The sequence below is a fragment of the Methylobacterium nigriterrae genome (genome assembly GCF_037106235.1).
GTDB lineage: Bacteria > Pseudomonadota > Alphaproteobacteria > Rhizobiales > Beijerinckiaceae > Methylobacterium > Methylobacterium nigriterrae.
The window spans coordinates 22,933-44,586 of record NZ_JBAWTG010000006.1 but is presented as its reverse complement, the minus strand read 5'-3'; the positions used below and the strand labels follow the sequence as shown (position 1 = coordinate 44,586).

Here is a 21,654-nt window from a genome sequence, read left to right as displayed (position 1 = left end):
TCCCAAGCCCCGCGGAGCCTGGGCGCAATGCCTCAATGCGCCATCAGAACCGGCAGGTCGGCATGCGAGAGAAGGTGGCTCGTCGGGCCGCCGAAGATCATCTGGCGCAGGCGGCTCTGCGTGTAGGCGCCCTTGATCAGGAGGTCGCAGCCGAACTCCTTGGCCTCCGCGAGAAACGTCTCGCCGGGCGTCCGGCGGCCGGCCGGCAGCGCCTTGTGGGCGGCGTCGACGCCCTCGCAGGCGAGCGCCCGGGCGAGGTCCTCCGCGCTCGGGCCCGGCACCGTGCCGCCCTCGACGCTGAGGACGAGGATGCGCTTCGCATCGCGCAGGAAGGGCATGGCGAAGGCCACGGCCCGCGCCGTCTCGGTGGAGCCGTTCCAGGCGATCAGCACGGCCTCCCCGAGGCTCGTCGGCGGGGTCGGCGGCGCGAGCAGGATCGGGCGTCCCCCCTCGAACAGCGCGGTCTCGAAGGTGGTCATCCGGGGCGAGCCGTCGTTCGAGCCCGGCCGTCCGACCACCGTGGCGGAGAACAGCCGGGCATACTGGCCGAGGAAGGCGTCGCCGGCCGGCACATCCTGGCGCCAGCGGTAGCGGGGGCCCGCGCCCGCCACGTTGGCGGGCGTGCAGAGCCCGTCGCGGGGGTGGCGCGGGATGCCCGCACCCTCCATCGCGGCGATGAAGCGAGTGCCGGCCTCCTCGGCCTCGACGCGGTCGGCCTCCTCGTCGCGCAGCCAGGTCATGCCGCCCACCATGTCGACGGGCACGTACTCGGCGAGCGCCGGGCGCAGCGACACGCCCTCGATCAGGCTGCCGAAGCGGCGCGCCGTGAGCATCGCGGTCTCGAACACGGAGGGGAGCGCGTCGTGGAGCGCGACCGGAACCAGCAGGGTCTTCATCGCCGTATCCTCCAAACCCCAACGCGGCCCCGGAACCGGCCGCATCCCGCATCGCGGCACACGAGGCTAGTGCCGTTTGCGCCGGCGGGAAACTCGCGAGGACCGCGCGCTCACACGGTTTTTCGCAACCGTCCCGGCCGGGTCGCGGGTGCCGGTTCGAGGAGCGCGCGGGCGCGGGCGGTGAGCGGACGCTCGACGAGGCGGTAGACGATCACGGCCGCCGGCAGGCTCAGCCCCACCATCAGGGCGAGGCAGCCCCAGGGGCCGAGGAGCGGCGCGACGCCTGAGCGCAGGAGTGCCTCTCGGGCGGCGCGCAGCACGAAGGGATGGACGAGGTAGAGGGCGTAGGACGCGTCGCCGAGGGCGCCGGCCCAGCGCAGCAGGGGATGTTCGGGCTCCGCCCTCGGCCGGCCGAGGGCGGCCGCCGCCACCAGGAGCGCGGCCGGCACGCCGAGGACGAGCGGCCGCAGGAAGCCGCCATCCGCGCCGAAGGCCTGCTCGGGCGGGAGCACTCGGCCCGCCGCGGCGAGCAGCGCCAGCCCCGCGAGCCCGAGCCCGAGGCGCGCCGGACCGGGCAGGATCAGCCCTTCCGCGCGGGCGAGGCCGAGGGCCGCCCCGAGGGCGAATTCGAGGATGATGGGGTTCGTCCAGAAGGCGAGCGGCAGCGGCAGGCCGGGCACGAGGGCATGCGCGAGGACGAGGGCCGCGAGCGCCGCGAGGACCCAGGCCACCGCCCCGCGCCGGGAGGCGCCGAGGCCGAGGGCGAAGAGGACGTAGAAGAACATCTCGCAGTTGAGCGTCCAGCCGAGCGTGTAGAGGGGCTGGGGCGTCCCGTCCGGCCGCAGCGCCGGCCAGAACAGGAAGGAGGCGGCGACGTAGCCGGGCTCGAGGAGCGCGGCCCCGTCCGTTCCGAGCAGTCCCGGCAGAGCGAGCGCGAGGCCGAGATACAGGAGCGTGACGAGCCAGTAGAGCGGCACCACCCGGGCGATCCGGTGGGCGAGGAACCGCGCCCGCGCGCCCGGCCGGCCGTAGAGCGGGCCCGCCGCGTAGACGATGATGAAGCCCGAGATCACGAAGAACACGTCGACGCCGGCCGGCCAGGGCAGGAATGCGCTCGGCACGAAGGCTTGGCCGGTGCGGGCCGCGATCGTGGCCGCCTCGTGCTGTCCGTGATGCATCGCCACGAGCCATGCCGCGACGGCGCGCAGGATCTGGACGAGGACGAGCTTCACGCGGCGGGTCCCGTGCGGCCAAGTCGCCGGAGATCGGGCATCGCGGCCGCGACATCCGGAGCAAAGCTTGAGCCTATAGCGCCGCGGATCAAGGAAATTAGCCCCAATCTTGTTAGGAACAAAGCCTGACGGTCATCGTTGACGGCCTGAAGTGCTCGCCGCGGCTCCGACCGATCATCAATCGTCTGGGCCGGATTCGTGCGTCGATAACCAGACATTGAGGTTCGATATGTTGAAGAAGTACGTTGCCATGTCCGCCGTGATGGCCGCCATCGCGACGCCTGCAATGGCGCAGGGCGTCCCCGGCGATTTCCGCCTGCAAGCCATGCAGGCGAATGCGTTCGAGATCCAGTCGAGCCAGATCGCGCTCGCGAAGTCGCGCAACCCGGCCGTCCGGAACTTCGCCCAGCACGCGATCCGCGATCATCGCGCCGCCAATGTGGCGCTCGCGGGCGGCGAGCCCGGCTATGTGGCGGGCGGCCCGGTCGGCGGCGTGATCGGGGCCCCCCTCGCTGTGGCGGGCGGCGCCGTCGGCGCGGCTACGGGCGCGGCGGCGGGCGCGGTTGGCGGCACGCTCGCGGGCGGCCCGGTCGGCGGCCTCGAGGGCGCGGGTGCGGGCGCGGCCCGCGGAGCGGCGGTCGGCAGCGGCGCGGCGGTCGGCGATGTCGACGCCACGGCCGGCACCACCCTCGTGCAGCCGGGGCCGGAGCAGCAGGCGATGCTCGCCGAGCTCTCCCAGACTCCGCCCGGCCCGCGCTTCGACCGCCTCTACGGCCGCCAGCAGCTGATGGCGCACCAGATGACCATCACCATGACGCAGGCCTACGCCGCGTCGGGCCCGAATCCGGCCCTGCGCAACTACGCCCAGCAGGCCCTGCCGGTGCTCCAGGAGCACTACGCCATGGCCCAGCGCCTGCCCGGCGCCCGCTGAGCGGCCGACATGATCGGGGCGCGCCGGGGACCGACGTCCGCGGCGGCGCCCCGGCGACACGGCGGGGTCACACCCGCCGTTTCCGTGTGCGCGGCTCCTCAGCTGCAGGCGATCGTCGCGGCGGGGCGCAGCGGCTGCCCCCCGGCATCGGTGATCGGCGCAAAGTCGCCCGTCTCGGGATTGCGCACGCGCAATTCGCCCGAGGCCACGCCGAAATGGGCGCCGTGGAGCTCGAGCCTGCCGGCCTCCACCCGCTCGCGCACGAACGGGAAGGTCATCAGGTTCTCGATGCTCTGGCTCACCATCGCGTGCTCCATGCGGGTGAGGTAGTCGGGCGCCGAGGAATCGCCCGCCTTCTCCTCCGCGGGCTTCACCAGCGAGACCCACTTGCCGATGAAATTGCCGGCCGAGAGCGGCTTCGCCTTGTTGGCATAGGCCTTGATGCCGCCGCAGGTGGCGTGGCCCAGCACCACGATGTGCTTGACCTCGAGCGCCTGCACGGCGAACTCGATGGCCGCCGAGGTGCCGTGATACTCGCCGCCGGTCTCGCAGGGCGGCACGATGTTGGCGACGTTGCGGATCACGAAGAGCTCGCCCGGGCCGACGTCGAAGATGACCTCCGGCGAGACGCGGCTGTCGCAGCATCCGATCACGAGGACGTCGGGGTCCTGGCTCTTGGCGAGCTGCGCGTAGCGCCGGCTCTCGCTCGGGAAGCGGTTGTCGAGAAAGGAGCGGTAGCCGTCCGTCAGCTTGTCGGGGAACATCGGGGCAATCTCCGGGGGTCGCGTGCGTATCGGATGGGAGGCGATGTAATTCCCATGTCCCGATGTCGTTGCCGACTCAAGCGTTCCGCCACGACAACGTGACCGGCCGGGCCGGGATATCCCCGGCGAGGATGCGCCGCGCGAGGCCCGCGAGACCGGCCGGCTCGATCCGCTCGCGGCTCGCCTCCAGCTCCTCCAGGCTCCACCAGCGGGTGCCGAGCACCGGGTTGTCCTCGGTCTCGGCGAGGCGGCGCGTGTCGATGCGGTCGTCGGGCAGCCGCACGACGAAGTAGCGCTCGCGGGCGTCGCGGGCCTTGCGGAACAGGTGGAACGGGCCTTCGCAGGTCGCGACCTCCGGGCCGATCTCGGCCCCGGCCACGCCGATCTCCTCCTCGAGCTCGCGCCGGCAGGCCGCGACATGGCTCTCGCCGGGCTCGAGCCCGCCGCCCGGCATGAACCAGAAGCAGCGCTGATCGGGCTCCCGCGGATCGATCGGCCGCACCGCCTCGTAGGCGATGAGGAGGAGGCGGTCGGCCGGGTCGAAGACCAGGGCGCGGGCGATGTGGCGGATCGGAAGGTCGCTCATGCGCGAAGCCCTAGAGCATGCTGCGAAAAGGTGGCAACGGTTTTTCGCAGCATGCTCTAACTCATTGAATCGATCATGTTTTCTGCGTTTTGACCGATTCGGTCGAAACGCAGCATGATCTAGCACGGGCGCGCGGCGGGCGCCCAGATCACGACCGGCAGGCCGTGCGCGTCGCGCTCCGGCGGATCGGGCAGCGGCACGGCCCGCCCGAGCCGGATGTCGCGGGCGACGACGAGGGCCGCCATCGCGTCGTGATGGTCGTCCGCGCCGACGCCGCGGGGCGGCGGCGAGGTCGCGAGCGTCTCCGGCAGGCCAGCCGCCACGAGCAGGGCGCGCCGCTCGGCGAGGCCCTCCGCCCGGGTCGGCCCCTTCTTGCGGGCGCGCAGAGGGCGGTCGCCGTTGAGGCGCCGGAAGGCGATCTCGGGATGGACCTCGTGCAGGCGCGCGCGCAGCTCCGGCCGGGCGCGCAGGAGCCGATCCACCTCGCGCACGTAGGCCAGGATGTTCCAGCACTGGATCGAGGGCGCGAAGGGCGGCTCGCTCGCGGCCCGCGAGAGCGCCTTCGCCTCCTCGTAGCCGTCCGCGTAGACCGCCGCGCGGGGCGGCACCGGGAAGACGCTGGCGCGGCCGGACGGGCCGAGACAGGCGCGGGCGGCCCGGTCGGCGGCGCGCCCGCCCCCGATCACCCGGTCCGGCAGGCCGATCGGCACGTCGATGCCGGCGCTCTCGGGCGCCTCCGGCCCGTCGAGGAGTTCGGCGACGCTGGCGAACAGGCCGGCGCGGTGGCGCCCGGGATCGTCGAGGTCGAGGAGGACGCCCGCCCAGGCGCCGCGGCAGCCGTCGAGCCCTGCGATCCAGCGCGCCATGCCGTCCCCGATCCGTCGCGTCCCGATCCTCGACCTGTCCTTGAATCGGTTCGGCCGGGACGGTATCGGCCATTGCGCCGGCGGGATATCCGGGCACGAGCAGGGGGGTCCGACAGCCATGACCGAGATTCGTCCCCGTCGCAGCGTCCTCTCCATGCCGGGCTCCAATCCCCGCGCCCTGGAGAAGGCGCGGGAACTGCCCGCCGACGTCGTGATGATCGACATCGAGGACGCCGTCGCGCCAGAGGCCAAGGAGGCGGCGCGCGCCGCGGTCGCCGCCGCGGTCCGGGGCGGCGCCTTCGGCCGGCGCGAGGTCGTGGTACGGATCAACGCGCTCGACACGCGATGGGGCGAGGACGACCTCGCGGCGATCGCGCACGCCGCGCCCGACGCCATCCTGGTGCCGAAGGTGAACGGGCCGGACGCGCTCGTGGCGGTGGGCTCGCGCCTGCGCGGGCTCGGCGCGCCGGCGCGCACCCGCGTCTGGGCGATGATCGAGAGTCCGCTGGCGATCCTGGAGATCGGCGCCATCGCGAGCGGGGCGCGGGACGTCGATACGCGGCTCTCCTGTCTCGTCCTCGGGCCGAACGACCTCGCCAAGGCGAGCCGCGTGCGCCTCGGCGTTCCGGGCCGGCCGGCCCTGCTGCCCTGGCTGATGAGCGCGGTCGCGGCCGCGCGCGCCTACGAGATCGACATCATCGACGGGATCTACAACGCCTTCCGGGACGAGGCGGGCTTCCGGGCCGAGTGCGAGCAGGGCCGCGATTGCGGCTTCGACGGCAAGATGCTGATCCATCCGAGCCAGATCGCGGCCGCCAACGCGGTGTTCGGCCCGAGCGAGGCCGAGACCGAGGAGGCGCGAGCGATCCTTGCGGCCTTCGCGCTGCCCGAGAACCAGGGCCGCGGCGCGATCCCCTTCCGGGACCGCATGGTCGAGCGACTGCACGCCGAGGAAGCGCGCCGGGTCTTGGCGATGGTCGACGCGATCGCCACTCGGCAGGCATGAGCGGGATGAGCCTCGACGTCTCGGTCCGCCTCCTCGACGAGCGCCTGACGGGCTGGGGCTTCCCGCGCTGGGGCTCGGCGGCGGCCGCCGGCCTCGACCTGCATGCCTGCCTCGACGCGCCGCTGGCCCTGGAGCCTCAAGGCCCCCCGGCCCTGATCCCGGCGGGATTCGCGGTGCTGATCCGCGACCCGGACTGGTGCGGCCTCGTCCTGCCGCGCTCCGGGCTCGGCCACCGGGAGGGGCTGGTGCTCGGCAACGGGACCGGCGTCATCGACGCCGATTACGAGGGCCCGCTCCTGATCTCGGCCTGGAACCGGAACCCGGGCGGCCCGGCGATCGCCGTCGCGCCCGGCGACCGCATCGCGCAGCTCGTCTTCACCCGGGTGGCGCGCCCGCGCCTCCGGATCACGCGGGACGAGGCGTCGGGCCCGGGTTCCGCGCGCGGCGAGGGCGGCTTCGGATCGAGCGGACGCCGGTGAGCGGCACCGGCTCGGGACCGCGCAATCCGCGCCCGAACGGCGTAGCATCCCGCCCCATGCGCTCCGAACCGCCGCCCGCCCCGCCGGCCCATCCCGTCCCCACCGCCCGGCTGCGGCTCGCCGCCGCGGCCGTGGTCGACATCGCCCTCCATGCCCGGCCCCAGCCCGTGAACGCCCGCATGCTGGCGGCCAGGCATGGCCTGCCGCCGCGCCATCTCGAGACGGTGCTGCAGGCGCTGGTGCGCCACGGGCTGCTCAAGGGCGTGCGCGGGCCGCGGGGCGGCTACGAGCTCGCCCGCGAGCGCCGCCGCATCAGCATCGGCGACATCGCGCGCGCCGCAGGGGGCGAGGGAGCGGGCGAGGGAGCGGGCGGGAGCGGCCCGGAGGAGAATGCTGCCGAGGGAGCGCCGTCCGCGCTGATGGCCTCCCTCGTCGAGCCGACGATCCTGGCCGCCCGCGCGGCGTTCCTCGCCGCGCTCGACGCCGTCAGCGTCGAGGACCTCTGCCGGAGGGCCGAGACCCTGCAGACCGTCCGCCCAGACCCGCCCGCGCCGCATTTCGACATCTGATCCCGAATTCGCGTGATCCCTTCGGTGCGGGCAAGGCGGTCAACGCCGAACCGAAGAGATCGAGCGGACGCCGTCTCCGGCATCACCGCGCCGCCGGCCCACCCTCCATCCCGAACTCCGCGATGCAGGCCTGCAGGCGGATCGCCGCGTTGATCAGCGCCATGTGGGTGAAGCCCTGCGGAGTGTTGCCGCGCTGCTCGCCGGTCTCGGCGTCGATCTCCTCGGCGAACAGCCCGAGGTCGTTGCCGCGCGCGATCAGCCGCTCGAAGACCGCGGTCGCCTCCGCGGTGCGGCCGGCGAGCGCGAGGCAGCCGACGCGCCAGAAGGCGCAGGGCGTGAAGGTGGCCTCGCGGCCGTCCAGCCCGTCAGGCGCACGGTAGCGGTAGATCAGGTCGCCCGCACCGAGCTCGCGCTCGATCGCCGCGAGCGTCGCCTCGATGCGCGGATCGCGCGCGTCGATCGCGCCGAACAGCACCACGCGCAGGACCGCCGCGTCGAGGATGTCGGTGTCGTAGATGCCCGCGAAGGCCTGCTTCTCGGGGTTCCAGGCCCGCGTCAGGTATTCCTCCCGGATCTCGGCGGCCGCCCGCTCCCATGCGGCGATGCGCGCCGGCGGAACGCCCGCGATGTTGCGGCCGATGCGGGCGGCATTGTCCAGGGCCACCCAGATCATCGCCTTGGTGTGGGTCAGGTGGCGGCGCTCCGTGCGTAGCTCCCAGATGCCGTGGTCCGGCGCGTCCCGGCAGGCGAGCGCCCGGGCGGTGAGGTTGTCGAGCACCTCCGGCAGGCGGTCGTTGACCTTCTCGGGCGGGTCGTAGCCGACCGCTTCCAGGAAGCCGCAGAGCGCCCGCATCAGCTCGCCGTAGATGTCGTGCTGGTCCTGATCGACGGCGGCGTTGCCGATCAGGACGGGGCCGACCCCGCGCCACCCGGAGAGGTGCGGCAGCGCCTCCTCGGGGGGCGTCTCGCCCGTGATCCCGTAGAGCAGCCGGGTGTCGCGGCCGAAGCTGCCGTCGGCCTCGCGCAGGAAGCGCAGGAATTCGGAGGCCTCGCGCACGTAGCCGAGCATCACGAAGGCCGTGACCGTGAAGCTCGCGTCGCGCATCCAGGTGAACCGGTAATCGTAGTTGCGGTTGCCCGGCACCGCCTCGGGCAGGCCGGCGGTGGCGGCGGCCACGATCGCGCCGGTCGGCGCGTAAGTGAGGAGCTTGAGGCAGAGCGCCGAGCGCAGCACCGCCTCGCGGTAGGGCCCGTCATAGGTGCAGCGGGCACTCCAGCGCTCCCAGTAATCCACCGTCCGGTCGAGGCAGGCGCGGACGCCCGCCGCGCCCTCGATCTCGGCGGCCCGCCCGTCCTCGCCGTGGGTGAGGATCAGGTAGGCGGTCTCGCCCGCCGCGAGGGTGAACGCGCAGGACGCGGCCTCGCCCTCGACCGCGAGGGGATGCGAGGCGGTGACCCGCAGGCGCTGGTCGCCGGCCTCGAACAGCACCGTTCCGGCCTCGAGCCGCGGCGCGCAGCGGCGGCGCGCGTAGTCGAAGGTCGGGCGGATCCGGAAGCGGCCGGACACGCGCCCCTGCTCGCAGGCGACGAGCCGGATCAGCCGGCTCTCGCCCTCGCCGTCCGGCCCCTCGTCCGGCTCGGCGTCCGGCGGCTTGACGGGCATCAGATCGGTCAGCCGCGCGCGGCCGCCGGCGGTCGTGAAGGTCGTCTCCAGCACGTTGGTGCCCGGCCGGTAGCGGCGCGTCGTGCCGGAACACCCGTCGAGCTCGATCCGGCAGGAGCCCCCCTTCTCGTCGTCGAGGAGGCTCAGGAACAGGGCGGGCGAGTCGTGGCGCGGCCAGCACAGCCAGTCGACCGAGCCGTCGCGCGCGATCAGCGCGTTCGCGTGGGTGTCGCCGACGATGGCGTAGTCGCTGATGGGCCTGGACACGGACACTCGCTCGGGCAGGGGTTCCCGGCGAGGTAGCGTCCGCTGCGATACGATCGATGCGCCTCGACAATCTGCCACATGGCCACGACAGACCGCACCCTGGCCGGGCCAGCCGTGGCGTTCGGGTGAGCACGATGCGCCCGTTTCGGTGCAAGGACGCCACACAAAACGGCAGGATGATTGCATGGTGTGCAGCGCCATCGCCGTTTCGAGGCCCGCGATCGCGGGCCCGCCGCGCCGAGGCGCCACGATCGCGTCGCCACCGTCCGGTCCCGCACGATTCTGCATGTCCGGGCGGCATCACCTGCACAATCATTCGGCATATAGCCGCGAAGAACAGCATATCCGCCCTCGAGAAGGCTCCCTCCTGCATGATTCCCATCGCCAAACGCGGGCTCGCCGGCCTCGCGCTTCTCGCCCTGTCCGCCTCCCCGAGCCTCGCCGCCGCGGGCAGCGTCGACAGCGGACAGGTGGCCTGGATCCTCACGGCCTCCGCTCTCGTGCTGTTCATGACGCTGCCGGGGCTCGGTCTCTTCTACGGCGGCCTCGTCCAGGCCCGGAACGTCCTGTCCGTCCTCATGCAGTGCTTCGCGATCTGCTGCATCGCCTCGGTGCTCTGGGCAATCTGCGGCTACAGCCTCGCCTTCGACGGGGACGGGCCCCTGATCGGCACGCTGAGCAAGGCGTTCCTCGCCCATCTCGACGCGGTGCGGGCGCCCACCCTCCTGCCCGAGAGCGTGTTCGCCCTCTACCAGATGACCTTCGCGGTGATCACGCCCGCGCTCATCATCGGCGCCTTCCCGGAGCGGGTGGCCTTCCCGTTCGTGGCGCTGTTCTCGGCCCTCTGGCTGATGCTCTGCTACGTGCCGGTGGCGCACTGGATCTGGGGCGGCGGCTGGCTCGCCGGACTCGGCGCCCTCGACTTCGCGGGCGGCATCGTGGTCCACACGACGGCCGGCGTCTCGGCGCTGCTGCTCGCCGTGATGGTCGGCAAGCGCCGGGGCTTTCCCAGCACGCTGACGCCGCCCCACAGCCCCGGCATGACCATGATGGGGGCCGGCATGCTCTGGGTCGGCTGGTTCGGCTTCAACGGCGGCAGCGCGCTCTCGGCCGACGGCAGCGCGGCGAACGCCATCCTGGCGACCCATCTCTCGGCGGCCGCGGGCGCCCTGGCCTGGACGGCGGCCGAGTGGGTGAAGATCCGCAAGCCCACCTCGATCGGCATCGTCACGGGCTGCATCGCGGGGCTCGCCACGATCACGCCCGCGGCCGGGTTCGTCTCGCCGGGCGCGGCCCTTCTCATCGGCACCGCCGGCGGGCTCGTGTGCTTCGCCGCCACGCTCTTCGTGAAGCAGCGCCTCCTGATCGACGATTCCCTCGACGTCTTCGCGGTGCACGGCGTCGGCGGCATGCTGGGCTCGCTCCTGCTCGCCGTCTTCGCCCTGCCGGCGCTCGGGGGCGCGGGTCTCGGCGAGGGCGGCACGGTCCTGCGCCAGCTCGGCGTGCAGGCGCTGGCCATCGCGGTGACCGCCCTGTGGTCGGGGATCGTCACCTTCGGACTGACCCGCCTGCTCGCCGCTGTGACGCCGCTCCGGGTCGATGCGGAAGCCGAGTACGAGGGCCTCGACATCGCGAGCCACGGCGAGCGGGCCTACGAGTACACGTGAGGCCTCTCCCCTCCCGTTGCCGGGCGGGGGGATCTCGGGGCTCACACGTCCCCGACGACGCCGGCCGCGTCCTGCGCCTGCAGCACGTCGGGGCGCGGCATCGAGATGATGTTGTAGCCCGAATCCACGAAATGGACCTCGCCGGTGACGCCGCCGGAGAGGTCCGAGAGCAGGTAGAGGGCCGAGCCGCCGACATCCTCGAGGCTGACCGTGCGCCGGAGCGGCGCGTGCGCCTTCTGGTGATTGAACATCAGGCGGGCATCCGCGATGCCGGCGCCCGCGAGCGTCCGCATCGGGCCGGCCGAGAGGGCGTTGACCCGGATGCCGTCGGGGCCGAGATCGGCCGCGAGGTAGCGCACGGACGCCTCGAGCGCGGCCTTGGCCACACCCATCACGTTGTAGTTCGGCATGACCCGCGTGGAGCCGCCATAGGTCAGCGTCAGGAGCGCGCCGCCGCGCCCCATGCGCCTGGCCGCGCGCTGGGCGATCTCCGTGAAGGAGAAGCACGAGATCGTCAGGGTGCGGGAGAAGTTCTCGCGCGTGGTGACGTCGACGTAGCGGCCCTTGAGCTGCGCCTTGTCGGAGAAGCCGATGGCGTGGACCACGAAGTCGAGCTCGCCCCCGAAGCGCTCGTCGAGCCCCGCGAAGGCGGCATCGACCGAGGCGAGGTCCTCCACGTCGCAGGGCAGCACGATGTCGGAGCCGAGCCGGGCCGCGAGCGGGCCGACGCGCCGCCCGAGCGCCTCGCCCTGATAGGTGAAGGCGAGCTGCGCGCCGTGCTCGTACAGGGTCTTTGCGATGCCCCAGGCGATCGAGTGATCGTTGGCCACACCCATGATCAGGCCGCGCTTGCCCGCCATCAATCCCGTCATGCGCCTGTCCGCCTCGATGCTGTGACGCCCCGCCTGCGCGGGGCCGGATGCCCCGGGGGAGGCTTAGCGCGGGGGTCGCGCGCCTGTCCAATCGCGGGCGGCCCCGGCCGGACGAGGAGCCCGCGCCGAGCGGGCAAAAGAAAAGCCCCGCCGCGGGGCAGGGCTCGGGGAACCGAGAGCCGGGACCGTCAGAAATACCCGCCGGTCTCCGACTTCGCGTCGTCGATCAGGCGCTGCTTGGCGTGGATCGCGGCGAGGCCGGCCAGGGCGAGGCCGCCGAGCGTTCCGAGGACGAGCCAGAGCATCTGCGGCGATCCCTCCTGTTGCGGGAAGAACGCCGGCGCGAAATTCCGGTTCCGGACCTGGGGCCGAAACCGGATCCGCGAGGCCGCATCAGGCGTCGACGTGCTTGAGCACCAGGGTGGCGTTCGTGCCGCCGAAGCCGAAGGAATTCGACAGGACGTGGCCGAGGCTCGCCCCGTCGCGGCGCGCGCGCAGGATCGGCATGTCGGCGAAGGCCGGGTCGAGCTCGTCGATATGGGCGCTCTCGCAGATGAAGCCGTTGTTCATCATGAGGAGCGAGTAGATCGCCTCCTGCACGCCGGTGGCGCCGAGGGAGTGGCCGGTCAGGGATTTCGTGGCCGAGATCGGCGGGCAGGCATCGCCCGTACCGAACACCTCGCGGATCGCCTCGATCTCCTTCTCGTCGCCGACCGGCGTCGAGGTGGCGTGCGGGTTGATGTAGTCGATCCGCGCGCCCTTCAGACCCTCGATCGCCTGCCGCATGCAGCGCACCGCGCCCTCGCCGGAGGGCGCCACCATGTCGTGCCCGTCCGAGGTCGCGCCGTAGCCCGCGATCTCGCCGTAGATGCGGGCGCCGCGGGCCTTCGCGTGCTCGTACTCCTCCAGCACCAGCACGCCCGCGCCGCCCGCGATGACGAAGCCGTCGCGGGCGGCGTCGTAGGCGCGGGAGGCCCGCGCCGGCGTGTCGTTGTACTTCGAGGACATGGCGCCCATGGCATCGAACAGGACGGAGAGCGTCCAGTCGAGGTCCTCGCAGCCGCCCGCGAAGATGACGTCCTGGCGCCCGGCCTGGATGATCTCGGCAGCGTTGCCGATGCAGTGGTTCGAGGTCGCGCAGGCGGACGAGATCGAGTAGTTCACGCCCTTGATCTTGAACCAGGTCGCGAGCGTGGCCGAGGCGGTCGACGACATCGCCTTCGGCACCGCGAAGGGGCCGACGCGCTTGGGGCCCTTCTCGCGCGCGATGGCCGCCGATTCCACGATGGTGCGGGTGGAGGGACCACCCGAGCCCATGATGATGCCGGTGCGGTCGTTCGAGACGTCGCCCTCCTCGAGCCCCGCATCGCGGATGGCCTGATCCATCGCGACATGGTTCCAGGCGGTGCCGCCGCCGTGGAAGCGCATGGCGCGCCGGTCGACCACCGCCTCGGCGTCGAGGTTCGGGGCGCCCTCCACCTGGCTGCGGAAGCCGTGCTCGGCATAGGCCTCCGAGCGGACGATGCCGGACTTGGCCTCGCGCAGCGAGGCCAGCACTTCCTGGGTGTTGTTGCCGATGGATGAGACGATGCCCATCCCGGTGATCACGACACGGCGCATGAACGTCAGACTTCTCCGCCGCGACGCCTGCCCGTGCGTCGCGCTCCCGTCAGGTAGGACGGCGCGGGCCTAATCTCAACCGGCGCGCTAAGGGGCGCCGGTGCCCGCGCGGGCATGCGTCAGGCCTGGAACAGGGCGACGCGCAGGTCCTGGGCCTCGTAGATGCGCTTTCCGTCGGCCTCCACCGTGCCGTCGGCGATGCCGAGCACGAGCTTGCCCTGGCGGACGCGCTTCAGATCGACATGATAGACCAATCGGGAGACGCTGGGCAGCACCTGATCGGTGAACTTCACCTCGCCGACGCCGAGCGCCCGGCCGCGGCCGGGAGAGCCGAGCCAGCCGAGATAGAAGCCGACGAGCTGCCAGAGGGCGTCGAGGCCGAGGCAGCCCGGCATGACCGGGTCGCCCTTGAAATGGCAGCCGAAGAACCAGAGGTCCGGCCGGATGTCGAACTCGGCCCGTACGTGCCCCTTGCCATGGGCGCCCCCCTCGCTGGCGATCGCGGTGATGCGGTCGAACATCAGCATCGGGGGCAGCGGCAGCTGGGCGTTGCCCGCGCCGAACAGCTCGCCGCGCCCGCAGGCGAGAAGGTCCTCGTAGCTGTAGCTCGATGCCCGGGCGGGGGCCGGCGGGGCGGTCTGGTCGGATGGCATGTAGGCGGTTCGGTCCTCGGTTCGCGGAAGGGGCGGGCCGTGCCGCCCGCCGGTGCGTGAAAATCGCGGCCTCGTTAGCACAGGGGGCCTGCGCCATCAAAGCCGTCCCGGGGCGGCGCGCCGCCCCGAATGGTATTCATTGTGCCAGCTTTCGTTCCTGAAGTAGCCTGCCGGCCGACAGCCCCGATGGACGCGGGCCGCAGCCGGGAGTCGCCGCCTTGACCTCGCAGGTCTCCATCCAGGCCCAGCCGCCATCGCCGGCCGCCCGCGGCGCGGGTTCCGCCGGCTCCGGCCTCTGGGCGCGGCGGGACCGCCTCCTCGGCACCGGGCTCGGCTTCGTGGCCGGGTTCGTGGACGCGGCGGGCTTCGTGGCCCTGTTCGGCCTGTTCACCTCGCACGTGACCGGCAACTTCGTGCTGATCGGGGCCGAGCTCGTCTCGACCTCGAGCGGCGTGATCGCCAAGCTCCTGGCCCTTCCGGCCTTCGTGCTGGCGGTGGCGGCGACGCGCCTGATCGCCCTCGCGCTCGAGCGCCGGGGCATCGCGCCGCTGCGCCGGCTGCTCGCGCTGCAGGCCGTGCTCCTCGCCCTGTTCTGCATCGCGGGCCTCGCGCTCGCGCCGCTGCGCTCGGCCGACGGGCCCGACGCGATCCTGGTCGGCATGCTCGGCGTCGCCGCCATGGGGGTTCAGAACGCCATCGCCCGGCTCGCCCTGGCGCATCTCGCCGCCACCACCGTGATGACCGTGAACGTGACGCAGGCCGTGATCGATGCGGTCGACCTCCTGCGCCTCGGCAAGGCGCGGGCCGGCGCCGCGCGCGGGCGTCTCGGGCGGATGTTGCCCGCGGTCGCCGCCTTCGCGGCCGGGGCGATCGCGGGGGCCTTCGGGGTGGCCCACCTGTCCTTCGGCTGCCTGATCCTGCCGATCGCGGTCCTCGCCGGGCTGATCGCTCTGCCGGAGCGTGCCGATGCGCCCTGAGAGCCGGATGGGATCAGCCGGCCGAGTTAGACTCGTCGTCGGGCGTCTCCCAGGCCCGCCGCCAGAGCCGATGCGCGTCGCTTCCCGGCGGGTAGGGGTTCGCCTCGGCGGGATCGCCGCGGTCGCGGGCGTGGCGTCCCGCCCGGCTCGCCGTCGCGGGGGAGATCTCGGCCTCGGCCTGGCCGGCCGGCGATGGATCGGATCGGGAAATGCTCACCTCCTGGTCCGGGGCGCCCGCGGCTGCGGCGGGCCAATCCCCGACAGGAAAGTGCCGGCAAACCGCTCGGGTTGCGGCAAGGCGGCACGTCCCATATAATCACGTTATCTTTCCGTCCGTTCGCGAGCGCTCAGTCCCGCCGATGTCAGATCTGGTGCCCCTGCAGGCCGTCCTCAACGCGCGGTCCTCCTCCCTCCCGGGCGAGGCTGCCGGAGCCGGCCGCCGCGGCTGCCCGCTCTCCGACCTGCGGGACCGCCTGCGCCGCGCCGGGCTTCGCCCGACGCGCCAGCGCCTCTCCCTCGGCTGGCTCCTGTTCGGCCGCGGCGACCGCCACCTCACGGCCGAGATGCTCTACGACGAGGCGATGCGCGCCAAGGTGCCGGTGTCGCTGGCCACCGTCTACAACACGCTCCACCAGTTCACGGAAGCCGGCCTGCTGCGCCAGCTCGCGCTCGACGGGTCGAAGGCCTATTTCGACACCAATCCGAGCGAGCACCACCACTTCTACCTCGAGGACGAGGGCCAGGTGATGGACATGCCCGATTGCGGCATCACCGTCGATTCGCTGCCCGAGGCGCCCGAGGGCATGGAGATCGCCGGCGTCGAGGTGATCGTGCGGCTGCGCCGCCGCCCGGGCAGCCGCAAGAGCTGATCCGCCGTCCCCGGACGCGAAGAACCCGAAAAGGCCCGGTCTCGACCGGGCCTTTCCCGTTCCGAGATCCGCTTACTCCACCTTCTCGTTCGGGTAGACGCCCCAGAGCCGGTCCTGCCGGATGTAGCCGTCGACGTCGCCGCGCTTGCCCGGCAGCGCCACGATGAGGCGGCACCACGTGCCGGTGCAGCTCTTCACGCTGCCGATCACGCCGGCCTGGAGGCGCGCCTCGTCCTCGGCGGCCTCGTCGGCGCGTGCCCGCAGGGGCACCGGGGCGGCCTTGTCGGCGCCTTTCGGAGCGTTCACGATCGCGGTGCGCCGGCCCGACAGGAGCGAGTGCAGCACCCAGCCCTCCGTCCCTTCCGAATCCCGGATGCGGCGCCAGGTCTCGAACTCGGCCACGATCTCCACCGGCAGGCCGGCCCGCTGGAATACCCAGAGGGTGCGGTGGTCCTTGGACGGCCCCTCGCGCAGGTTGACCCGGTCGGTCTTGAGGCTGGCGTAGCGTGGCAGCGGCAGCTTGGTGACCGGACCGACCGCGACGTCCGGCCCCGCGGCGGCCGGCGGCGCGGCCCGGGTCGGGCCGGCCGCGAGCGCGACGAGACCGGCGACGAGACATGCAGTCCAGCGCATCGCAAACCCCCTCCTGGCCCCGCCGGGCGGCCGGGCCACCCGCGAGCCTGCCTCGCGCGAGCCTGCCCCGGCGAGAGCGGCCTCGCGCCTCGGCGTGTCGAAATCCAGGCAGAGCGGCCCTGCCTCTGCCGAACTTGCTCCGCCGAGCTTGCCCCGCCGAACTTGGCGTGAACCCGGATTGTGTTCCGGCCCCTCTCTGGTAGAGAGGCGGAGGCCCGTTTCCGGATGGGCTCGACGCCGTCCGGACTTGTCTGGCGGACAGTGGTTAACGGAGCCTGAAGCCGTTCCGGCGCCGGCCGCTGCGACCGGCCAGGGCCAAGGATGCGTCGGCGCGGGCGCCTTGGGCCCAACCGCCGACCGGGGAGGAATGATGTCGTCGTTGAAGCGCAAGCCGCTCGTTGTGGTGACGCGGCGCCTGCCGGACGCGGTCGAGACGCGCATGCGCGAGCTCTTCGACGCGCGACTCAACCACGACGACAAGCCCCTCTCGCAGGAGGCTCTCGCCGTCGCGATGCGCGAGGCCGACGTGCTCGTCCCGACCGTCACGGACGAGATCGATTCCGGCCTCCTCGCGCAGGCCGGCCCGAACCTGCGGCTCATCGCGAATTTCGGCAACGGCGTCGACCACATCGACGTCGCGGTGGCGCTGGAGCGCGGCATCACGGTCACCAACACGCCGGGCGTGCTGACCGAGGACACCGCCGACATGACGATGGCGCTGATCCTGGCGGTCGCCCGCCGGGTGACGGAGGGCGCCCGCATCATCCCGGACGACGCCTGGGACGCCGGCTGGTCGCCGACCTGGATGCTCGGCCGCCGCATCACGGGCAAGCGCCTCGGCATCGTCGGCATGGGCCGGATCGGCCAGGCGCTCGCCCGCCGCGCCCGCGCCTTCGGCCTGCAGATCCACTATCACAACCGCCGCCGGGTGCCCGCGCCCATCGAGAGCAACCTCGACGCCACGTACTGGGAATCCCTCGACCAGATGCTGGCGCGGGTCGACATCGTGTCGGTCAACTGCCCGCACACGCCCGCGACCTATCACCTGCTCTCGGCCCGGCGCCTCAAGCTCCTCAAGCCCGAGTCGATCGTGGTGAACACGGCGCGCGGCGAGGTGATCGACGAGAACGCGCTCGCCCGCCTGATCGAGGCCGGCGAGATCTCGGCCGCCGGCCTCGACGTGTTCGAGCAGGAGCCGGCGGTGAGCCCGCGCCTCGTCAAGCTCGCCCGCGCCGGCAAGGTCGTGCTGCTGCCGCATATGGGCTCGGCCACCTTCGAGAGCCGCCTCGACATGGGCGAGAAGGTGATCATCAACATCAAGACCTTCATGGACGGCCACCGTCCGCCGGACCGGATCCTGCCGAGCATGCTCTGAGACGGACACGAGGGAGAGGAGGCGACCCGATGGGCAGCGAGACCGAGCGCCTCTCCCACGCCGTCTTCGACGTGGCCTCCGCGGTGGCGGGGCTGCCCGAGACCTGCGCCACCATGGTGGCGGACCACCGCTTCACCGAGGACGCGGCCGCGAGCGCCCGCGTCTTCCGGGTCTACCGGCCGACGCCGCCCCACACCCACGCCACCTGCGACGAGTACCTCTACGCCCTGTCGGGCCGCTGCCGCATGGCGTTCGGCGACGAGCCGCCGGTCGAGGTGGGGCCGGGCACGCTCGTGGTGTTCAAGCGCGGCGTGGTCCATTCCGTGCCCGAGATCCTGGAGGAGCCGATGGTATTCCTCTCGGTCGACACCCCGCGCCGCGAGCCGCGCGACATCCGCTTCGTCGCGGAGGGCACGGGCACGCCCGAAACCTTCATGCGGCAGCGGGATTGAGGGGCCGAGGGGCTTCAGATCACCTCGCTTCCCGCCGCCATCCGCCCCGTCCCGCCCTCGGCCTCCAGCGCCTGCGCGGCCTGGAACAGGCGCTCGCTCGTCAGCTTCAGGAAGTAGAAGCCGAATTCCGGGTTCTGGTAGTAGAGCTGCTTCACCTCCGAGTAGGCGATGCAGCGGGCCGTGCCGGGCTCGGCGCAGACGAGAGTGCCGGTGCGCAGGTTTCCGGGCGAGAGCATGCCGAGCTCGCCCACGATGGCGCCGGGCCGCACCGCGATCCCGCGCTCGGGGATGCGGAACAGGCCGCTCTCGACATAGAACAGCTCGTTGGCCGGCTCGCCCCTGCGGAACAGGGTCTCGCCGGCCGCGAAGCGCCGGCCCTCGCCGTAGGGCTTGAGCCAGTCGAGGGAGAGGTCGCCCGCCGCCGCCCGCTCGGTATCCCGCACGAGGCGGACCATCTGGTAGAGACGGAAGGCGTTGAAGGGGATCTGGATCGCCTCGGTGAGCACCACCGGCATGCTGCCGATCAGGATGCCGTAGGTGATGACGGCGCAGCTCGCCAGGAGGGCGATGATCCGCAGCGGGATCATCGTGCTCATGGCCGAGGCCGATATGGTCAGGACGGTGCCGAGATAGCCGATCCCTTCGACCCAGTTCATGCCAAGCCTCTCCCGCGACGCGGCAGGGGTGGCATCCCGGCCGGCGCATCGCAAGGGGCGCTGCTACAGGGCGTCCGCGGCCGCGTCGGCCGCCCGGGCGCCCTCCTCGTAGGCGCCGCCGGCCGTGCCCCATTGCAGCCGGGACAGGGCCTCGCCCGCGAACCACAGCCGCCCGCCGACCGGCGCCTGCAGGGCGCGGCGGGCCTCGGCGTGGCCCGGCGGCACCACGGCCCAGGAGCCGCGCGACCATGGGTCGTGCCGCCAGGCGCTGACGGCGGGGATCGCGAGGTCGCGCAGGCGCGCCTCGCCGAAATGCTCCGCCAGCACCGTGCGGACGAAGCGGCGCACCCCGTCCGGCCCGCCGCCCCGCGCGTCGATCGCCGCGGCCGAGGGCGCGTCGAGCTCGAAATAGTGGAAGGGCGTGCCGTCGAGCCGCGTGAGCAGGCCCGGCGGGCGGTGGCGCCCGCCCACGATGCTGGCGAGCCGGTCGGGTCCCCGGAACGGGCTCGAGGGCCAGTGCAGCACGGCGTGCTCGTAGATGCCCGTCCGGAAGCCGTCGATCGCCGCGCGGACCCCGCCCGGCAGCGCCGGCAGGAAGGTGGGGCTCGACCGCAGAACCGGGATCGGCACCGTCACGATGGCGGCCTTCGCGGCGAGGCTGCGGCCGTCGATCGTGGCGACGCTCACCCCCGGCCCCGACCAGTCGATGCGCGCGACCGGGCTCGACAGGGCGACGGGCAGCCCTCGCGCGAGGCGCGCCAGATAGGCGCCGTAGCCGCCCGCCAGGAAGAAGTTGTCGCCGTACTCCATGCTGGGGAAGTCGCGCAGCGAGACCTCGCCGAGCGGGCGGCCCGAGACGAGGCCGTGCACCAGCGCGACCCGCGCCCCCCAGGGTCCGAGGCTCGGCGGCAGGGCGCTCGCGGCCGGCCGGTCCGGCCCGTCGCCGACGGCCGCCGCGTTCATGTCCCGGTCGGCCAGCGCGAAGGCGCGGGCCGAGGCCGCGATCTCGTCCCGGCGCCCCGGCCGGCGCCCGACCCAGACATGGCCCTCCTGCGGCGCCCGGCGCAGCGGCTCGCCCCGGGCCTGGCCGAGCGCCACCAGCGGGTTGATCGGTCCGGCATGGAGCCAGTGGGCGCCGAGATCGACGGCGTGCCCGCGCAGCATCGTGGTGACGGCGCGGCCGCCGACCCGGTCGCGCGCCTCCAGCACCGCGACCGCGAGGCCGCGCTCGGTCAGCCGCCGCGCCGCCGCGATCCCGGCGGCCCCCGCCCCGATCACCACGATGTCGGGCGTGTCCGGCAGGGGAGCGAGAGGGGGGGCGAAGCTCGGGCGGTGGCGGGCATGGGCGGGAGATCGGGCGGGCGATCGGGCGGGCGGTTCCGGCTCTTTCATCCTTCGACCTTGCTGGGACAGTGTGCGGACAGCCCGTTACCGCCCTGGCGTGAAGATCTCGACGGTGCCGGACCGGGCGCCGCCGGGCTTCGGGCTGCCAACGAGCGTGTAGAGGCGGCCCTCGTAGCCGACGGCGCCGAAGCCGTGGCGGGCGCTCGGCAGGCGGGCGAGCGCCCGCCAGACGTTGCCGGCCGCGTCGTAGGCCTCGACCGCGTCGAAGGTCCTGTCGCGCGATTCGCCGCCGATGACGTAGACCTCGCGGCCGAGCACCGCCGAGGCGCTGCCGCTGCGGGCGGTCGGCAGGGGCGCGGCCTCCGCCCAGCGGTCGGCGCCCGGGTCGTAGACCTGCGTCGCCGCGAGGTTGCGGCCGGGATCGCCGTCGACGCGCCCGCCCGCCGCGACGATGCGGCCGTCGATCGCCTGAACGGCGAGGTGGTCGCGCGGCGTCGGCAGGGGGGCGGCCTCGCTCCAGGTGTCGGTGGCGGGCTCGTAGACGCGATGGGCGGGCGTGTTGCCCCGGTCCGTCAGGCTGCCGCCGATCACGTGGATGCGCTCGCCGAGGCTCGCGGCGCCGCCCGCCGCCTGCGGGCCCGGCATCGCGGCCCGCGGCGTCCAGGAATCGGTCTTCGGATCGTAGGCGAACACGGTCGCGACGGCGTTCCAGCCGTTCGTGTAGCCGCCGAACACGTAGAGCCTGCCGCCGGAGGCGGCCGCCATCGCGTGGTGCACCGGGTACGGGAAGGCCGCCCCCTTGCTCCAGGCGTCGCGGGCCATGTCGTAGATCAGGATCTCGGTGGCGCCGTTGTAGTCGCCGACCACGTAGGCTTTCCCGTCGATGGCCGCGACCGCGACCTCGGAGCGCTCGGCCGGCGCGGACGAGCCGCCCGTCCAGGCGCCGGTCTCGTGGGCGGGCGCGGGCGGGGCCGCCGTGGCGAGCAACAGGGCGGCAAGCATCGCGGGCGGGCGCATCGGGGGGCTCTCCGGCACGGGACGAACGGGTCTTGAACGCGCGGAGCCCGGATAAGGTGCGGACCGATCACCGCGATGTGCACGGCCGGCCGCGCGCTCCTGCCTCACCGGCCGCCTCGCGCAAATCCGGCGCGATCCCGCTAAAAGTCCTCGCGATCGCGGCCGATCGCGGTCACACGGGGTCCGTGATCGGCCGCGATCGCGCCGGATGCGCGGCGGGCCCCCTCCGCGCACGGGACAGGGGGCCGGCGCCCGATCCG

Annotated in this window: 23 protein-coding genes; 9 read left to right on the top strand and 14 right to left on the bottom strand. The window is 73.0% G+C overall.

Going from position 1 to position 21,654, the window contains the following annotated elements:
• Nucleotides 1–32: 32 nt before the first annotated feature.
• Both WDW90_RS06025 and WDW90_RS06020 read right to left on the bottom strand, forming a co-directional pair.
• Nucleotides 33–896 (bottom strand): universal stress protein, encoded by an 864-nt coding sequence (locus WDW90_RS06025; RefSeq protein ID WP_336486416.1) that lies wholly within the window; start codon nt 894–896, stop codon nt 33–35.
• Between the two features lie 110 nt (nt 897–1,006).
• Nucleotides 1,007–2,128, bottom strand: coding sequence for an acyltransferase family protein (locus WDW90_RS06020; RefSeq protein WP_336486415.1), 1,122 nt, complete (start codon nt 2,126–2,128; stop codon nt 1,007–1,009).
• A 229-nt stretch (nt 2,129–2,357) separates the two neighbouring features.
• Between WDW90_RS06020 and WDW90_RS06015 the strand changes: the two genes are divergently transcribed.
• Complete coding sequence (locus WDW90_RS06015) at nt 2,358–3,059, top strand: DUF4142 domain-containing protein (protein WP_336486414.1); 702 nt, start codon at nt 2,358–2,360, stop codon at nt 3,057–3,059.
• Between the two features lie 98 nt (nt 3,060–3,157).
• Here WDW90_RS06015 and WDW90_RS06010 read toward each other — a convergent pair whose 3' ends face one another.
• From WDW90_RS06010 to WDW90_RS06000, 3 genes are all read right to left on the bottom strand, one after another.
• Nucleotides 3,158–3,823: a carbonic anhydrase gene (locus WDW90_RS06010; protein ID WP_336486413.1), complete on the bottom strand. Its 666-nt coding sequence runs from the start codon at nt 3,821–3,823 to the stop codon at nt 3,158–3,160.
• Between the two features lie 76 nt (nt 3,824–3,899).
• On the bottom strand, nt 3,900–4,409 hold the full coding sequence (locus WDW90_RS06005) for an NUDIX hydrolase (RefSeq protein ID WP_336486411.1): 510 nt from the start codon (nt 4,407–4,409) through the stop codon (nt 3,900–3,902).
• Nucleotides 4,410–4,528: 119 nt separating this feature from the next.
• A complete protein-coding gene (locus WDW90_RS06000) occupies nt 4,529–5,275 on the bottom strand; it encodes a DUF429 domain-containing protein (protein WP_336486410.1) in 747 nt (248 codons plus the stop codon).
• Nucleotides 5,276–5,393: 118 nt separating this feature from the next.
• On the opposite strand from WDW90_RS06000, the gene WDW90_RS05995 reads away from it, so the two are divergent.
• Genes WDW90_RS05995 through WDW90_RS05985 form a run of 3 tightly spaced genes read left to right on the top strand, consistent with a single transcriptional unit; the run spans nt 5,394 to nt 7,329 of the window.
• Nucleotides 5,394–6,281 carry an HpcH/HpaI aldolase/citrate lyase family protein gene (locus WDW90_RS05995; protein ID WP_336486409.1) on the top strand — a complete coding sequence of 296 codons (888 nt, stop codon included), beginning with the start codon at nt 5,394–5,396 and terminating at the stop codon, nt 6,279–6,281.
• A complete protein-coding gene (gene dut / locus WDW90_RS05990; protein ID WP_336486408.1) occupies nt 6,278–6,760 on the top strand; it encodes a dUTP diphosphatase in 483 nt (160 codons plus the stop codon). Before WDW90_RS05995 ends, dut begins: the two co-directional genes overlap by 4 nt.
• 56 nt (nt 6,761–6,816) lie before the next feature.
• Nucleotides 6,817–7,329: an RrF2 family transcriptional regulator gene (locus WDW90_RS05985; protein ID WP_336486407.1), complete on the top strand. Its 513-nt coding sequence runs from the start codon at nt 6,817–6,819 to the stop codon at nt 7,327–7,329.
• A gap of 82 nt (nt 7,330–7,411) precedes the next feature.
• On the opposite strand, the gene WDW90_RS05980 is transcribed toward WDW90_RS05985, so the two are convergent.
• Nucleotides 7,412–9,259, bottom strand: coding sequence for a glycoside hydrolase family 15 protein (locus tag WDW90_RS05980; protein WP_336486406.1), 1,848 nt, complete (start codon nt 9,257–9,259; stop codon nt 7,412–7,414).
• Between the two features lie 371 nt (nt 9,260–9,630).
• On the opposite strand from WDW90_RS05980, the gene WDW90_RS05975 reads away from it, so the two are divergent.
• Entirely contained in the window at nt 9,631–10,926 is a 1,296-nt protein-coding gene (locus WDW90_RS05975) for an ammonium transporter (RefSeq protein WP_336486405.1), read from the top strand.
• A 41-nt stretch (nt 10,927–10,967) separates the two neighbouring features.
• Here WDW90_RS05975 and fabI read toward each other — a convergent pair whose 3' ends face one another.
• From fabI to fabA, 3 genes are all read right to left on the bottom strand, one after another.
• The gene (fabI, locus tag WDW90_RS05970) at nt 10,968–11,798 is read right to left on the bottom strand and encodes an enoyl-ACP reductase FabI (protein ID WP_336486404.1); all 831 of its coding nucleotides are present in this window, start codon (nt 11,796–11,798) and stop codon (nt 10,968–10,970) included.
• Between the two features lie 393 nt (nt 11,799–12,191).
• On the bottom strand, nt 12,192–13,418 hold the full coding sequence (fabB, locus tag WDW90_RS05965) for a beta-ketoacyl-ACP synthase I (protein WP_336486403.1): 1,227 nt from the start codon (nt 13,416–13,418) through the stop codon (nt 12,192–12,194).
• 119 nt (nt 13,419–13,537) lie between these two features.
• Nucleotides 13,538–14,071 (bottom strand): 3-hydroxyacyl-[acyl-carrier-protein] dehydratase FabA, encoded by a 534-nt coding sequence (gene fabA, locus WDW90_RS05960; RefSeq protein WP_336486402.1) that lies wholly within the window; start codon nt 14,069–14,071, stop codon nt 13,538–13,540.
• Between the two features lie 338 nt (nt 14,072–14,409).
• On the opposite strand from fabA, the gene WDW90_RS05955 reads away from it, so the two are divergent.
• A complete protein-coding gene (locus tag WDW90_RS05955; protein ID WP_336486498.1) occupies nt 14,410–15,048 on the top strand; it encodes a YoaK family protein in 639 nt (212 codons plus the stop codon).
• Nucleotides 15,049–15,061: 13 nt separating this feature from the next.
• Here WDW90_RS05955 and WDW90_RS05950 read toward each other — a convergent pair whose 3' ends face one another.
• On the bottom strand, nt 15,062–15,265 hold the full coding sequence (locus WDW90_RS05950; RefSeq protein WP_336486401.1) for a ribosome modulation factor: 204 nt from the start codon (nt 15,263–15,265) through the stop codon (nt 15,062–15,064).
• A 142-nt stretch (nt 15,266–15,407) separates the two neighbouring features.
• Here WDW90_RS05950 and irr point away from each other — a divergent pair, with 142 nt between their 5' ends.
• A complete protein-coding gene (gene irr / locus WDW90_RS05945; protein WP_336486400.1) occupies nt 15,408–15,917 on the top strand; it encodes a Fur family transcriptional regulator Irr in 510 nt (169 codons plus the stop codon).
• 72 nt (nt 15,918–15,989) lie between these two features.
• On the opposite strand, the gene WDW90_RS05940 is transcribed toward irr, so the two are convergent.
• Nucleotides 15,990–16,550: an SH3 domain-containing protein gene (locus WDW90_RS05940; protein WP_336486399.1), complete on the bottom strand. Its 561-nt coding sequence runs from the start codon at nt 16,548–16,550 to the stop codon at nt 15,990–15,992.
• A gap of 370 nt (nt 16,551–16,920) precedes the next feature.
• On the opposite strand from WDW90_RS05940, the gene WDW90_RS05935 reads away from it, so the two are divergent.
• Both WDW90_RS05935 and WDW90_RS05930 read left to right on the top strand, forming a co-directional pair.
• Complete coding sequence (locus tag WDW90_RS05935) at nt 16,921–17,925, top strand: 2-hydroxyacid dehydrogenase (protein ID WP_336486497.1); 1,005 nt, start codon at nt 16,921–16,923, stop codon at nt 17,923–17,925.
• A 29-nt stretch (nt 17,926–17,954) separates the two neighbouring features.
• Complete coding sequence (locus tag WDW90_RS05930) at nt 17,955–18,377, top strand: cupin domain-containing protein (protein ID WP_336486398.1); 423 nt, start codon at nt 17,955–17,957, stop codon at nt 18,375–18,377.
• Between the two features lie 14 nt (nt 18,378–18,391).
• Here the strand turns inward: WDW90_RS05930 and WDW90_RS05925 are convergent, their stop codons facing one another.
• The 3 genes from WDW90_RS05925 to WDW90_RS05915 all read right to left on the bottom strand — a co-directional run bounded on the left by WDW90_RS05925 (nt 18,392) and on the right by WDW90_RS05915 (nt 21,394).
• Nucleotides 18,392–19,033 (bottom strand): cyclic nucleotide-binding domain-containing protein, encoded by a 642-nt coding sequence (locus WDW90_RS05925; protein ID WP_336486397.1) that lies wholly within the window; start codon nt 19,031–19,033, stop codon nt 18,392–18,394.
• Between the two features lie 63 nt (nt 19,034–19,096).
• Nucleotides 19,097–20,425 (bottom strand): flavin monoamine oxidase family protein, encoded by a 1,329-nt coding sequence (locus tag WDW90_RS05920; RefSeq protein ID WP_336486396.1) that lies wholly within the window; start codon nt 20,423–20,425, stop codon nt 19,097–19,099.
• 36 nt (nt 20,426–20,461) lie between these two features.
• Nucleotides 20,462–21,394, bottom strand: coding sequence for a Kelch repeat-containing protein (locus WDW90_RS05915; protein WP_336486395.1), 933 nt, complete (start codon nt 21,392–21,394; stop codon nt 20,462–20,464).
• Nucleotides 21,395–21,654 lie beyond the last annotated feature (260 nt).